Genomic DNA, 12,811 nt, shown 5'->3' on the forward strand with positions numbered 1-12,811 from the left:
CATGAGCGATTTCAGCACCCTCGAAGTGATCCGCGACCCACGCGGCTTCGCCACCCTGTGGCTAAGCCGCGAGGACAAGAACAACGCCTTCAACGCGCAGATGATCCGCGAGCTGATCGTGGCCATCGACCAGTTGGCCGAAGACATCAGCCTGCGTTTTGTGCTGCTGCGCGGCCGTGGCCGGCACTTCAGCGCCGGTGCCGACCTGGCCTGGATGCAGCAGTCGGCGCAACTGGACTTCAACACCAACCTGGATGACGCCCACGAACTGGGTGAGCTGATGTACGCCCTGCACCGCCTCAAGGCCCCGACCCTGGCCGTGGTGCAAGGCGCAGCCTTCGGCGGCGCGCTGGGCCTGATCAGCTGCTGCGACATGGCCATTGGCGCCGAAGACGCGCAGCTGTGTCTGTCGGAAGTGCGCATCGGCCTGGCCCCGGCGGTGATCAGCCCGTTCGTGGTCAAGGCCATTGGCGAGCGAGCCGCGCGCCGCTACGCCCTCACCGCCGAACGCTTCACTGGCGTGCGCGCCCGCGAACTGGGCCTGTTGGCGGAGGTGTACCCAGCCAGCGAACTGGACGACCAGGTCGAAGCCTGGGTAAGCAACCTGCTGCAGAACAGCCCGCAAGCGTTGCGCGCCAGCAAGGACCTGCTGCGCGAAGTGGATGACGGCGAACTCAGCCCGGCCCTGCGCCGTTACTGCGAAAACGCCATCGCCCGCATCCGCGTCAGCGCCGAAGGCCAGGAGGGCCTGCGCGCCTTCCTGGAAAAACGCCGCCCTGCCTGGCAAACCGTTGACAAGAAGGAGCCGCGCCCATGAGCCGCCCCGCTTTGACCACCCTGCTGGTCGCCAACCGCGGCGAAATCGCCTGCCGGGTGATGCGCACCGCCAAGGCCATGGGCCTGACCACCGTTGCCGTGCACAGCGCCACCGACTGTGACGCCCGTCATAGCCGCGAAGCCGACATCCGCGTCGACCTGGGCGGCACCAAGGCTGCCGAAAGCTACCTGCTGGTCGACAAGCTGCTGGCCGCAGCCAAGGCCAGCGGCGCCCAGGCCATCCATCCAGGTTATGGCTTTCTGTCCGAGAACGCAGGTTTCGCCCGCGCCATCGAGCAGGCCGGGCTGATATTCCTCGGCCCACCGGCCAGCGCCATCGACGCCATGGGCAGCAAGTCGGCAGCCAAGGCGCTGATGGAAGCGGCCGGCGTGCCGTTGGTGCCGGGCTACCACGGCGAGGCCCAGGACCTGGACACCTTCCGCGCCGCGGCCGAACGCATCGGCTACCCGGTGCTGCTCAAGGCCAGCGCCGGTGGCGGTGGCAAGGGCATGAAAGTGGTCGAGGAAGAAAGCCAACTGGCCGACGCCCTGGCCTCGGCCCAGCGTGAGGCACAGTCGTCGTTCGGCGATGCGCGCATGCTGGTGGAAAAGTACGTGCTCAAACCACGCCACGTGGAGATTCAGGTGTTCGCCGACCAGCACGGCAACTGCCTGTACCTCAACGAGCGCGACTGCTCGATCCAGCGCCGCCACCAGAAGGTGGTCGAAGAAGCCCCGGCCCCCGGCCTCTCGTCAGCACTGCGCCAGGCCATGGGCGAGGCCGCTGTGCGCGCGGCGAAAGCCATCGGCTATGTGGGTGCCGGCACAGTAGAGTTTCTGCTCGATGCCCGCGGCGAGTTCTTCTTCATGGAGATGAACACTCGTCTACAGGTGGAACACCCGGTCACCGAGGCCATTACCGGCCTGGACCTCGTTGCCTGGCAAATTCGCGTGGCCTGCGGCGAAGCCTTGCCGATCACACAGGAACAGGTGCCGCTGATCGGCCATGCCATCGAGGTACGCCTGTATGCCGAAGACCCGGCCAACGATTTCTTACCCGCGACCGGCAAATTGGCGCTGTACCGTGAATCGGCGCCCGGCGAGGGCCGCCGGGTGGACAGCGGGGTTAGCGAAGGCGATGTGGTGTCGCCGTTCTACGACCCGATGCTGGGCAAGCTGATCGCCTGGGGCGAAGACCGAGAACAGGCGCGCTTGCGCTTGCTGGCCATGCTCGATGAGTTCGCCATTGGCGGGCTGAAGACCAACATTGCCTTCCTGCGGCGCATTCTCGCCCACCCGGCATTTGCTGCGGCGGAGCTGGATACCGGATTCATTCCGCGTCATCAGGCGGTTCTGCTGCCTGCGCCGCAAGCATTGCCGGCAGCCTTCTGGGAAGCGGCGGCAGAGGCGTGGCTTCAGGGCCAGGGGGCACATCAGCGCGATGACGACCGCCATTCGCCTTGGGGCGGGCGTAACGGCCTGCGCTTGGGCTTGCCGGCACGCAGCAGCTTGCATCTGGTGAGCGCTGGCCAAGACCAGGCAGTGGCCCTGGAACGCAGCGCTGCTTCCACCTGGCAGCTACAAGGTGAGCAGTTGGTGCATGACCAGAACGGCGTGCGTCGCCAGCATCTGGCAATCCGTCGGGGTGGCACGCTGTACCTGCACTGGGATGGCGAAATGCATGCCATCGAAGCCTTCGATCCGATTGCCGAGGCTGAAGCCAGCCACAGCCACCAGGGTGGGCTGGGTGCGCCGATGAACGGCAGTATCGTACGGGTGCTGGTCGAACCTGGCCAGGTGGTGGAAGCCGGTACTGCGCTGGTGGTACTGGAGGCCATGAAGATGGAGCACAGCATTCGTGCGCCGCATGCCGGCACGGTGAAGGCGCTGTTCTGCCTGGAGGGGGATATGGTCAGCGAAGGGACTGTGCTGGTCGAACTGGTGGAATAACGGTGCCCGAGGGCGGCCTTGCGGCTCTAAAGCGACACAAGGCCGCCCCTGGAACAGCCCGTAGGAGCGGGTTTACTCAAGAAAGGGCCGGGCCTGCTGGCCAATCTCCACCCGCCGTTCAACGCTGCCGCCGCTACCGTATTCGCGGGTAAACCCGCTCCTACGCCCGATCGGGGGTGGACACACATAGGTGATTGGGCGCAGGCCGCGTGTAGGAGCGGGTTCACCCGCGAAAGGGCCGGCCCTGCTGGCCAACTTCCACCCGCCGTTCACCGTTGCCGCCGCTACCGTATTCGCGGGTAAACCCGCTCCTATCGGGGGTGGACACACATTGGTGATTGGGCACAGGCCGCCGTAGGATCGGGTTCACCCGCGAAAGGGCCGGCCCTGCTGGCCAACTTCCCCCGCCGTTCACCGTTGCCGCCGCTACTCAAACCCTTTCAAAAGGCCCCATGCACCCGCACGACCACCCCAAGAAATTCGCAACCCTCTTCGCACAACAGCGCCGGGTAGTTACTGTTCAATGCCTTCAGATAACGCTGCCCACCTTCCTCGGCCAGCTCGCGGAAAATCGCCGGTTTGCCCGGCTGACGAGCGATAACCAAGCGCCCCGCCTCAGCCTCTACACCTGGGTCCACCAGCATCCGCATGCCCTGCGGCACACTGCGGCCACTGACAGCGCTCATGGCGTCGTTTTCCACGGTTAACCAGAACGCCTTGCCCTGTGCCAGGTAGTCAGTCTGCTCGAAAACAGGAGACTCTACAGCCGTTGCAGCATCTAACTCACTCCAACCCAGCACCGGGTAACGGAAGCAAACGATGTATCGCATGAGGTCGAGCTCATCATCGTCTGCTATCTCGTAAACACTGCGCTCCTCGCCAACCTGCCCCTGGATACGCAGCTGCAGGCTGACGCTGTAATGAGGCATGCCAATCTCGACGAACGTGCGGTTCATCGATTCGATTTTCGGCTGACGCCGCTTGTTCACCCAATGACCGACACTGCCTTGAGACACACCAACGCGCTCGGCAAGCTGCTCTTGAGTGAGCCCTAGCTCCTCCATCCGGTCACGGACGAGGGCAATCCATTTATCCATATTCATCGCTGGCACGATACGGACTGCCTTCAAGCGCTCAATAAACATTCAGTATTATTTATCGGGAAGAATAAAAATACTGTAGGTATTACCATCGACCTGACCCCTTCCTTACTGGCTCCAGCAGGTATCAGGATGAAACCATCGAAAAACGACGAAACAGATCTCGACAGCGAAGCCGCTCGCCGCGCGCTCGACTACTACCTCAACCCCAACCCGCCACGGCCTACCCTGGACAACAAAATCTGGACCCTGCACGAGGGCGTAACCAGCGACCAGGCCCAGGAACACGCCATCGCCCTGCTGCGCTGCGCTGCGGCCACCGCCCAGGAAACCGCCACCCACCAGCACGGCAGCCAACGCGAACTGACGTTCGCTTTGATGCACATGATGGACATGGCTCGCGCACTGCTGGAGCACAAACGCACCGAGTGAGCGGGTTTATAGACAAAAAAGAAGGGAGAGAACGTGATAGCCAGGTAACGGCAAAAGCCCCGATTGCCGGGACAAGGAAGCGCGCCGGTAAAACTTTTTTACCGGATTAGCGAAAATTCATTTGACTGCCAAATGATAACGATTATTATTGCACTCAGCTGATCGCGAGATCCGCTGGATAACCTGAAAGCTTAGGTCGCTCTCAGATTATCTCCTCATCAGGCTAATCACGGTTTTTGACCCGGCTTTTTGCCGGGTCTTTTTTTTGGCTCTTCAGGCTAATGAAGATCGTGATGGCGCGCATGATAGCAAAGGTGTTTCAGGGCGTGAACGCTCGTTACAAAACTTTGCGGAATCAGCACTTGAGAATCAATCTCGTTTAATCTACGCTGATCACGCATCACGGAAGATGCCCCCTCCTCCCCTTTATAGAGCAAGGAGCTGTCCATGACCCGTCTGCTGCTGCCCCTTGAGCACCCCACTCCTGCTACCGAGCATGATGCCGACGATGCCCTGCTGCATGCACTGAAGCGGCTACCACGGCGCGTACAGCAAGTATTCCTGCTTAACCGCCTCGATCAGCTGGACTTCGCCAGCATTGCTGTGCGCCTTGACCTGCCACTGGCGAGTATCGAGCGCAACATGGGCCAGGCGCTGCAAGCCGGCCGCTCGCGCCGGGATGTGCTGGCGAGCGTGGCCGGGCAATGGTATGTGCGCCTGCAGAGCCCACAGGTGACGGTGTGCGAGCGTATCGACTTCCGCCGCTGGCTGGATGCCGATACGGCGAACTTGCAGGCGTTTCACGATACGGAACTACGGTGGCGCAGCCTGCTGGCGCCGGCACGGCAATTGGGCCATGACGGCTGGTATCGGCAAGGCCGGGCGGCGCTGTCGCTGGGTGGCTGCTCTGTTGCGGTCGGGCTGGGTGTGGCGGCGTTGGTGCTGGTTGGGTTCTGGGCTTGATCAGCGCTTCAACATGCCTGTAAGTCCCTGCCCGAGCGCATGCCCGACTTCAGTTGCTCGATAGCCTGGGTACAGTAATGCCGCGCCTGGACTCGCGCTTCGTTTTGCACCACCTCCTGCTTACATGACAGGCACATCCGCCTGTTCGACCAACGCCACCCTCGCTGGCTGTTGCAACAACCCTCGGGGCAACCGAAAACCTTTGAACGGTTGTTGAGTAATTGGGTTGAAAGCCTTTGGGCGGCTGTGCGAGAAGCGGATCGGTAGCAATTGGGTGCAGTATTTCGAGTATGACGCCGAACAGCGGCTGGTTTGCGTGGAGCAGTACCGCAGTGGCGAGCGTGAGCGGGTGGTGTTTGCCTATGATCCGCTGGGGAGGCGGATTAGCAAGGAGGTTTATCAGAGGGACTATCCAGAGCCGCGTAATGTATCGCGGGACAGCTGATCAAGCGCATCGACCCGCAAGGAGGTGAATGGCGCTACAGCTACGACGATATCGGCCGCTTGATCGAAACCCGCGATCCCCTCGGCCGCAGCGAACACATCAAATACTTGCGACATTGGGCACTGCCCGTCCAGGTCACCGATACAGCCGGACGGACTCGGCAATACGGCTACGACAGCCACGGCAATCTGCTCTGGCAGCAGAACCCGCTGGGGCGCGAGACACAGCACCAATACGACCCGGAAGGCCGTGTTACCCAGGTCACCGATGCCCTCGAAAAGAGCAAGTACCTGAGCTGGAACACGTGCGGTCAGTTGCTCAGCTACCGCGACTGCAGCAATGCCCAGACGCTGTATCACTATGACGCCCATGGCCGCTTGCGCGAAAGCATCAATGCCCGGGGTGAACACACCCACTTCCGCTACGACGCACGTGGTTATCTGGTCGAAAGCGAACGTCCAGACGGTCGCATTGACCGCTATGAAATTGATGTCGCTGGTCAACTGACGCGCTACGTCGACCCTGCCCAGAAAACCCTGCAATTTCGGTACGCCCCCAGCGACCGTTTGGTCGAAACCGGGGCAAATAGCCGAGATATAAAATTCAGGCATAAAAAAAAAGAGGCCTTGAAGGCCTCTTTTTTTTGATCCCAGCGACGCACTGAGAATCGAATTTGGAGCGGGAAACGAGACTCGAACTCGCGACCCCGACCTTGGCAAGGTCGTGCTCTACCAACTGAGCTATTCCCGCGTCGTGATGGGTGCCATTCTAGCGATTTCTAAAACAGCGTCAACCCCTTGATTCAAAAAACTTTTATTTTTTTTCCGAGCCTTCGCGCAGGTGCGGCCAGGCGGCCAACAGGTAATGCACCATTGACCACAGCGTCAGCCCCGCTGCCACCAGCAGCAGCCCGTAGCCCAGGATCACCCAGAACGTTACCGCTGGCGGGTTGCCCAGCAGGATCACCAGCGCCAGCATCTGCGCCGCAGTCTTCCACTTACCGAGGTTGGACACCGCCACATGTGCTCGCGCCCCTAGCTCAGCCATCCACTCGCGCAGCGCAGACACCACGATCTCGCGACCGATGATGACCGCCGCCGGCAGGGTCAGCCAGAAGTTGGCGTGGGTCTGCACCAGCAGCACCAGGGCCACTGCCACCATCAGCTTGTCAGCCACCGGGTCGAGGAAGGCCCCGAACGGCGTGCTCTGCTGCAGTCGACGCGCCAGGTAGCCGTCCAGCCAATCGGTGGCGGCGGCAACCGCGAATACGCTGCTGGCGGCCATGTAGCTCCACTCATAGGGCATATAGAAGAGCAGAATGAAGCACGGAATGAGCAGGACGCGTAGAACGGTGAGCAGGTTTGGAATATTCATCGGTACGACTGGCCGCAAGTTGAGCCCGGCATTCTACTCGCTATGCAGGCTGGCATAAATTGATTCGGCAAGCTTTTTACTGATGCCGGGGGCTTTGGCGATTTCATCGATACTGGCGCGATTGAGCTCCTGTAAGCCGCCAAAATGTTTCAGCAGATCGCGGCGGCGCTTGGGCCCTACCCCAGCCACATCTTCAAGGCTGGAGACTCGACGGGCCTTGCCACGGCGGGCACGGTGGCCGGTGATAGCGAAGCGGTGGGCTTCGTCGCGGATCTGCTGGATCAGGTGCAAGGCCGATGAATCGCCCTTGAGGGTGAATTCGTGATGCACATCGTTCAGGTACAGGGTTTCGAAACCCGCCTTGCGTGTGACGCCCTTGGCCACACCGAGCAGGGTCAGGTCGGTGAAGCCCAGCTCCTGCATCACATCGCGGGCCATGTTCAGCTGGCCCTTGCCACCGTCCACCAGCAGCACGTCGGGCAACTTGCCCTCACCGTCCTTGATGCGCCCATAGCGGCGGGTCAGGGCCTGATGCATGGCCGCGTAATCGTCACCTGCGGTGACGCCTTCGATGTTGAAGCGGCGGTAGTCGGACTTGATCGGCCCTTCAGGACCGAACACCACGCAACTGGCCACGGTAGCTTCACCACTGGAGTGGCTGATGTCGTAGCATTCCAGGCGTTGCGGCACTTCATCCAGGCCCAGCACTTCGGCCAGGGCCTCGAAGCGCGCAGCCATGTGCTGGCGGTTGGCCAGGCGGGCATTCAGCGCCTGCTCGGCATTGGTCACTGCCAGTTGTTGCCAGCGGGCGCGGGTACCACGCACCCGGTGGCTGATGGTCAGTTCGCGGCCACGCAGCGTGTGCAGTGCTTCGGTGATGGCGTTGAAGTCTTCGTGCACAACATTGACGATCAACTCGCCGGGCAGCTCGCGCTCTGCGTTGCCCAAGTAGTACTGGGAAAGGAATGCGGCCATGACCTCGGCCACCTCCTCCTCGATGCCCACTTGCGGGAAGAAGTTCTTGCTGCCCAGTACTCGCCCGCCGCGCACGCTGATCAGGTGCACACAGGCGCCACCCGGATTGACGAAGGCGGCGATGACGTCGACATCGCCGCTGCCGCCCTCGATGTACTGCTGGTCCTGCACACGGCGCAACAGGGCGATCTGGTCGCGCAGCTCGGCGGCTTTTTCGAAATCGAGGGCCATGGCGGCCTTCTCCATCTCGGCGTTCAACTCATTGCCCAGTTGCTGGCTACGCCCTTCCAGAAACATCACCGAATGGCGCACGTCCTCTGCGTATTCCTCGGCAGTCACCAGGTCGGTGCAGGGCCCTTTGCAACGTTTTATCTGGTATTGCAGGCAGGGTCGGGTGCGGTTGGCGTAGTAGCTATCTTCGCACTGACGCACTGAAAAAGCCTTTTGCAGCAGGCTGAGGCTTTCGCGAATGGCCCCGGCGCTGGGGTACGGGCCAAAATAACGGCCCTTGGCCTTTTTCGCCCCCCGGTGAATGCCCAGGCGCGGAAACTCGCCATCGGACAGAAACACGTAGGGGTAGGACTTATCGTCGCGCAGCAGGATGTTGTACGGTGGCCGCCATTCCTTGATCAGGTTCTGCTCCAGCAGCAACGCCTCGGTTTCGTTGGCGGTGATGGTGGTTTCAACCTGGGCGATGCGCGCAACCAGCGCGGCGGTCTTGGGCGCAAGGCCAGTCTTGCGGAAATAGCTGGCCAGGCGCTTCTTCAGGTTCTTGGCCTTGCCCACGTAAAGCAGCCGGGCTTCGCCGTCGAACATCCGGTAAACGCCCGGGCGACCGCTGCAGGTCGCCAGGAATGCGCTGGCATCAAAGACTTGGGACATGAGGTTTTACAGGCTTGCGTCAACCATACCGTGGCGAACGGCCAGCAAGGTCAATTCGACGTCGCTGGTGACCGAGAGTTTTTCAAAGATCCGATAACGGTAAGTATTGACGGTCTTGGGCGAGAGGCACAACTTGTCGGAGATGATCTGCACTTTCTGGCAGCCGACGATCATCAGGGCAATCTGGATTTCCCGTTCGGACAACGCGTCGAACGGAGAGCCCTGCGGCTGGAACGGTTTCAGCGCCAGCTGCTGGGCGATCTGCGGGCTGATATAGCGCTGGCCGGCAAAGGCCAGACGAATGGCCTGAACCATTTCGTCAAGGCCCGCACCCTTGGTCAGGTAGCCGGCAGCGCCGGCCTGCAACAAGCGTGTGGGGAACGGGTCTTCCTCGCACACAGTCACCGCCACTACCTTGATGTCAGGATGGCTGCGCAGCAGTTTGCGGGTGGCCTCCAAGCCGCCGATGCCGGGCATTTTCACATCCATCAGCACAACGTCCGGCTTCAGCTCCCGGGCCAGTTTCAGTGCCGACTCGCCCGAGTCTCCCTCACCCACCACCTGCAGGCCGTCGATGTCGGCCAACATCCGTGTAATACCGGTTCGTACCAGATCGTGATCATCGACCACTAAGACCCTAATCAAGCACACACCTCGTCAGCAGGGCGATTGGATCCCGCCACCTTAACAAAATTTTTCACGGTGGGCCTAACGCATTGCTTCCTTCAGAAACGACTGACGTTCGACGGTGAGAGGCCTCACGATTTGCCGGGGCTTGGCGTCGTTGGCCAATCGCCCCAAAAGGTGCAAGAGCGCCGCCTGATCGTCCAACGGTAACTCCCGAAAAGCCTCCAGCAAACCGGACTCATCCGCGCTCAAACCTTCGAGCGCTGCCGGAGTGCGCAGGCCGCTGAGTACGTACAGCGCATCCACGCCCCTGGCCGCCAATGCCGCCAGGTAATCGACCCGCGGCGTGCGTTCACCGCTTTCGTACTTGCCCTGAGCGTTGGGCTCGACCCCACCGATATCGCCAAATACACGCTGGGTCATACCCAGCCGCTCACGCTCTTCCCGCAGTCGCGGACCGATTCCGTTCATAGGGGCTTCTCCTTTTCCCTTGTATCCTCAAACACGGTCTACCCGCCTGCAGGCAGCCGTAAATGTGTGGATCCACTATGCCCATGCTCTGTGGCTGCGACAAGCCATCATTTAGCTACTACGTTGATATCTCGCTGCATCCGCACAAAGCAATCGTCCTCACCCATCTCGACGAAGCCGTGACGCTGGTACAATAAGCGGGCCGGGTTGCTGCGGAACACCATCAGCCGCAACAGTGGGAGGCGCCGCTGCCTGGCCCACAGCGCCAGTTCTTCCAGCACCCAGCTACCGACGCCCCGCCCACGGTGTTCAGGCAACAGGTGCAACTCGCGGATGAATAGTGCCTGGCGGTCCTGGCTGAGGCTGCAAAAACCCAACAGGGTGTCACCTTCGATCACCAGCCACTGCTCGCGCCAGCCCCAGGCTGCGTCGAAGGCTTCTTCGATCCACAGCAGGTCGTATTCGCGGTAGTAGGGCAACATGGCGCGGCGCGTGAGGTCGCGGGCGAAGGTACAGTGAATGTCTTTGGCGGGAATCAACTGTAAGGGCATCGCATCGCACTCATTGGGCATAACACACCGGCGAACTGCCAGGGCCACACCGGTCCAGTTCGTTTTCCAACCAGTCGGCCAGCACCCGTGCATTGTTGTGCTCGCTGTCCTTGCCGGCATACAGCAATGTCAGCGTCCCCTTCCTGGCCATGTCCAGCAGCGGATACCAGTGCTCGGGGTGGGCCGCCAGTTCCTGCTGGTAACGCTGGGTAAAAACGGCGAAATCCACTTCACCCTGGTGGAATGCCTTACGCAATTCATTCGAAGGTGCCACTTCGCGCAACCACTGCCCATGGAGGTCTTCCTTGCGTTTGTTGCGCGGCCACAGGCGGTCGACCAGTACACGCTGGCCATCTTCATCCTCAACCGCATCATAGACACGCTTGCAGCGGATCATGGGCGTCTCCTGCCATTACCGTCCGTCTTGAGCCTAGATAATTCATTGATCGAGGTCACGGCCGGGTTACGAATTGTTTCTATGCTCAAGGCCTTCGGCATTTTCGCCCAACGCCAACCGGAGCCCCCATGGCAACCCCGTCAGTGGCCAGCACCCCACAACTGGTCCAACGCGACGCGCGCCCGCAATTCGCCAACAAGCCGGGGCGTGCCAGCCTGGTGCTGTTCTTCAGCTTGCTGCTGGCTGGTATCGCTTACACCGCCTGGAGCCTTCAGCAGGATGTAACCGCCAGCGGTACGGTAATCACCACGGCCACACCGTTCCTTCTGCTGGGCCTGGCGCTGCTGATTGCCCTGGGCTTCGAGTTCGTCAACGGCTTTCACGACACCGCCAACGCGGTAGCCACGGTGATATACACCCATTCGTTGCCGGCGCCGGTCGCTGTGGTGTGGTCTGGACTGTGCAACTTCCTGGGCGTGCTTTTCTCCAGTGGAGCGGTGGCATTCGGCATCATCGCCCTGCTACCGGTAGAACTGATTCTGCAGGTCGGCTCTTCGGCCGGCTTCGCCATGGTCTTCGCCCTGCTGCTGGCGGCGATCATCTGGAACCTTGGCACCTGGTGGCTGGGCCTGCCGGCTTCATCCTCGCACACCCTGATTGGCTCGATCATCGGCGTGGGCGTGGCCAATGCACTGATGCATGGGCGTGACGGCACCAGCGGCGTGGACTGGGCCCAGGCCAGCAAGGTGGGTTATGCCCTGCTGTTCTCACCGCTGATCGGTTTTGCTTGCGCAGCCCTGTTGCTGCTGGCCCTGCGCGCGCTGGTCAAACGCAAGGCCCTGTACCAGGCACCGGAAGGCCAGACACCACCACCGTGGTGGATCCGCAGCATACTGATTCTGACCTGCACCGGGGTATCGTTTGCCCACGGCTCCAACGACGGCCAGAAAGGCATGGGGCTGATCATGCTGATTCTGGTCGGCACCCTGCCGATGGCTTACGCGCTGAACAAGACCATGCCCAACGAGCAGGCTCTGCAATTTTCCGCTGTCGCCGAGGTAACCCGCCAGGCACTGGTACGCAGCGCCCCGCAAGCGGCCCCGGCTGACCCGCGCCAGGTACTGACCCTGTTCATTGCCGAACCCAAGGCCAGCCCGCACCTGGTACCAGCACTGGCGGCGCTGACCGGGATGATCGGCGAAGAGGTCAAAGGCTATGGCTCGCTCAAGCGCGTACCGGCTGAGGCCATGGCCAACGTGCGTAACGACATGTACCTGACCAGTGAAGCCATCCGCCTCATGGAGAAAAACCACTTGGTGGCATTCGATGCCGACACCCGCAGCCATGTCCAGCTTTTCAAAGTCCAGCTGGACGACGCTACCCGCTATATTCCGCTGTGGGTGAAGGTGGCTGTAGCCATCGCGCTGGGGCTGGGGACCATGGTTGGCTGGCGACGTATTGTGGTCACCGTTGGCGAGAAGATCGGCAAGACCCACCTCAGCTATGCCCAAGGCGCATCGGCCGAAGTGGTGGCGATGTGCACCATTGGCGCAGCGGATATGTTCGGGCTGCCGGTGTCGACCACGCATGTGCTGAGTTCGGGGGTGGCCGGCGCCATGGTCGCCAACGGGTCGGGGATTCAGAAACGCACGTTGTTCAATCTGCTGATGGCCTGGGTGCTGACCTTGCCAGCGGCAATGTTGTTGGCTGGCAGCCTGTACTGGTTGCTGAACCACATCTTCTGAACCCGTACGCCGCCTGTAGGAGCGGGTTTACCCGCGAATACGGTAGCGGCGGCAACGGTGAACGGCGGGTGGGGATTGGCCAG

General features: G+C 61.5%; 13 protein-coding genes and 1 tRNA gene. 6 read left to right on the top strand and 8 right to left on the bottom strand.

Annotated features, from left to right (window positions below; all coding sequences use genetic code 11):
• Position 1 precedes the first annotated feature (1 nt).
• Both ACF8RA_RS02360 and ACF8RA_RS02365 read left to right on the top strand, forming a co-directional pair.
• The gene (locus tag ACF8RA_RS02360) at positions 2 to 817 is read left to right on the top strand and encodes a gamma-carboxygeranoyl-CoA hydratase (protein WP_176682236.1); all 816 of its coding nucleotides are present in this window, start codon (positions 2 to 4) and stop codon (positions 815 to 817) included.
• Positions 814 to 2,766 carry an acetyl/propionyl/methylcrotonyl-CoA carboxylase subunit alpha gene (locus tag ACF8RA_RS02365; RefSeq protein ID WP_392518747.1) on the top strand — a complete coding sequence of 651 codons (1,953 nt, stop codon included), beginning with the start codon at positions 814 to 816 and terminating at the stop codon, positions 2,764 to 2,766. Before ACF8RA_RS02360 ends, ACF8RA_RS02365 begins: the two co-directional genes overlap by 4 nt.
• A 440-nt stretch (positions 2,767 to 3,206) precedes the next feature.
• On the opposite strand, the gene ACF8RA_RS02370 is transcribed toward ACF8RA_RS02365, so the two are convergent.
• Positions 3,207 to 3,911, bottom strand: coding sequence for a LexA family transcriptional regulator (locus ACF8RA_RS02370; protein WP_176682234.1), 705 nt, complete (start codon positions 3,909 to 3,911; stop codon positions 3,207 to 3,209).
• An 87-nt stretch (positions 3,912 to 3,998) separates the two neighbouring features.
• Between ACF8RA_RS02370 and ACF8RA_RS02375 the strand changes: the two genes are divergently transcribed.
• From ACF8RA_RS02375 to ACF8RA_RS02385, 3 genes are all read left to right on the top strand, one after another.
• A complete protein-coding gene (locus tag ACF8RA_RS02375; protein WP_176682233.1) occupies positions 3,999 to 4,298 on the top strand; it encodes a DUF6124 family protein in 300 nt (99 codons plus the stop codon).
• Between the two features lie 447 nt (positions 4,299 to 4,745).
• Positions 4,746 to 5,261, top strand: a complete 516-nt coding sequence (locus ACF8RA_RS02380) for a DUF4880 domain-containing protein (protein WP_176682232.1) — start codon at positions 4,746 to 4,748, stop codon at positions 5,259 to 5,261.
• Positions 5,262 to 5,705: 444 nt separating this feature from the next.
• Positions 5,706 to 6,353 carry a hypothetical protein gene (locus tag ACF8RA_RS02385; RefSeq protein ID WP_392488521.1) on the top strand — a complete coding sequence of 216 codons (648 nt, stop codon included), beginning with the start codon at positions 5,706 to 5,708 and terminating at the stop codon, positions 6,351 to 6,353.
• 27 nt (positions 6,354 to 6,380) lie between these two features.
• Here the strand turns inward: ACF8RA_RS02385 and ACF8RA_RS02390 are convergent.
• From ACF8RA_RS02390 to ACF8RA_RS02420, 7 genes are all read right to left on the bottom strand, one after another.
• Positions 6,381 to 6,456: transfer RNA gene (locus ACF8RA_RS02390), tRNA-Gly, on the bottom strand.
• A 63-nt stretch (positions 6,457 to 6,519) separates the two neighbouring features.
• Positions 6,520 to 7,080, bottom strand: coding sequence for a CDP-diacylglycerol--glycerol-3-phosphate 3-phosphatidyltransferase (pgsA, locus tag ACF8RA_RS02395; RefSeq protein ID WP_021783204.1), 561 nt, complete (start codon positions 7,078 to 7,080; stop codon positions 6,520 to 6,522).
• A gap of 33 nt (positions 7,081 to 7,113) precedes the next feature.
• The gene (gene uvrC, locus ACF8RA_RS02400) at positions 7,114 to 8,937 is read right to left on the bottom strand and encodes an excinuclease ABC subunit UvrC (protein ID WP_064493178.1); all 1,824 of its coding nucleotides are present in this window, start codon (positions 8,935 to 8,937) and stop codon (positions 7,114 to 7,116) included.
• A gap of 6 nt (positions 8,938 to 8,943) precedes the next feature.
• The gene (gene uvrY, locus ACF8RA_RS02405) at positions 8,944 to 9,582 is read right to left on the bottom strand and encodes a UvrY/SirA/GacA family response regulator transcription factor (protein ID WP_003251380.1); all 639 of its coding nucleotides are present in this window, start codon (positions 9,580 to 9,582) and stop codon (positions 8,944 to 8,946) included.
• A gap of 63 nt (positions 9,583 to 9,645) precedes the next feature.
• Complete coding sequence (locus tag ACF8RA_RS02410) at positions 9,646 to 10,035, bottom strand: helix-turn-helix domain-containing protein (protein ID WP_209967139.1); 390 nt, start codon at positions 10,033 to 10,035, stop codon at positions 9,646 to 9,648.
• Between the two features lie 107 nt (positions 10,036 to 10,142).
• On the bottom strand, positions 10,143 to 10,586 hold the full coding sequence (locus ACF8RA_RS02415) for a GNAT family N-acetyltransferase (protein WP_176682230.1): 444 nt from the start codon (positions 10,584 to 10,586) through the stop codon (positions 10,143 to 10,145).
• 10 nt (positions 10,587 to 10,596) lie between these two features.
• Positions 10,597 to 10,983 carry a DUF488 domain-containing protein gene (locus ACF8RA_RS02420; protein WP_209967141.1) on the bottom strand — a complete coding sequence of 129 codons (387 nt, stop codon included), beginning with the start codon at positions 10,981 to 10,983 and terminating at the stop codon, positions 10,597 to 10,599.
• Between the two features lie 128 nt (positions 10,984 to 11,111).
• Between ACF8RA_RS02420 and ACF8RA_RS02425 the strand changes: the two genes are divergently transcribed.
• Positions 11,112 to 12,728, top strand: a complete 1,617-nt coding sequence (locus ACF8RA_RS02425; RefSeq protein ID WP_392461758.1) for an inorganic phosphate transporter — start codon at positions 11,112 to 11,114, stop codon at positions 12,726 to 12,728.
• The last annotated feature ends 83 nt before the right edge of the window (positions 12,729 to 12,811 follow it).

The organism is Pseudomonas sp. FYR_5, from assembly GCF_043106315.1.
GTDB classification, from domain to species: domain Bacteria; phylum Pseudomonadota; class Gammaproteobacteria; order Pseudomonadales; family Pseudomonadaceae; genus Aquipseudomonas; species Aquipseudomonas putida_Y.

What these genes read in the sequence shown, in the direction of transcription:
- ACF8RA_RS02420 (WP_209967141.1), bottom strand. Translation starts at nt 10,983, where the DNA reads ATGATCCGCTGCAAGCGTGTCTATGATGCGGTTGAGGATGAAGATGGC.
- ACF8RA_RS02375 (WP_176682233.1), top strand. Translation starts at nt 3,999, where the DNA reads ATGAAACCATCGAAAAACGACGAAACAGATCTCGACAGCGAAGCCGCT.
- ACF8RA_RS02360 (WP_176682236.1), top strand. Translation starts at nt 2, where the DNA reads ATGAGCGATTTCAGCACCCTCGAAGTGATCCGCGACCCACGCGGCTTC.
- ACF8RA_RS02425 (WP_392461758.1), top strand. Translation starts at nt 11,112, where the DNA reads ATGGCAACCCCGTCAGTGGCCAGCACCCCACAACTGGTCCAACGCGAC.
- ACF8RA_RS02410 (WP_209967139.1), bottom strand. Translation starts at nt 10,035, where the DNA reads ATGAACGGAATCGGTCCGCGACTGCGGGAAGAGCGTGAGCGGCTGGGT.
- uvrC (WP_064493178.1), bottom strand. Translation starts at nt 8,937, where the DNA reads ATGTCCCAAGTCTTTGATGCCAGCGCATTCCTGGCGACCTGCAGCGGT.
- ACF8RA_RS02365 (WP_392518747.1), top strand. Translation starts at nt 814, where the DNA reads ATGAGCCGCCCCGCTTTGACCACCCTGCTGGTCGCCAACCGCGGCGAA.
- pgsA (WP_021783204.1), bottom strand. Translation starts at nt 7,080, where the DNA reads ATGAATATTCCAAACCTGCTCACCGTTCTACGCGTCCTGCTCATTCCG.
- ACF8RA_RS02380 (WP_176682232.1), top strand. Translation starts at nt 4,746, where the DNA reads ATGACCCGTCTGCTGCTGCCCCTTGAGCACCCCACTCCTGCTACCGAG.
- ACF8RA_RS02370 (WP_176682234.1), bottom strand. Translation starts at nt 3,911, where the DNA reads ATGTTTATTGAGCGCTTGAAGGCAGTCCGTATCGTGCCAGCGATGAAT.
- ACF8RA_RS02415 (WP_176682230.1), bottom strand. Translation starts at nt 10,586, where the DNA reads ATGCCCTTACAGTTGATTCCCGCCAAAGACATTCACTGTACCTTCGCC.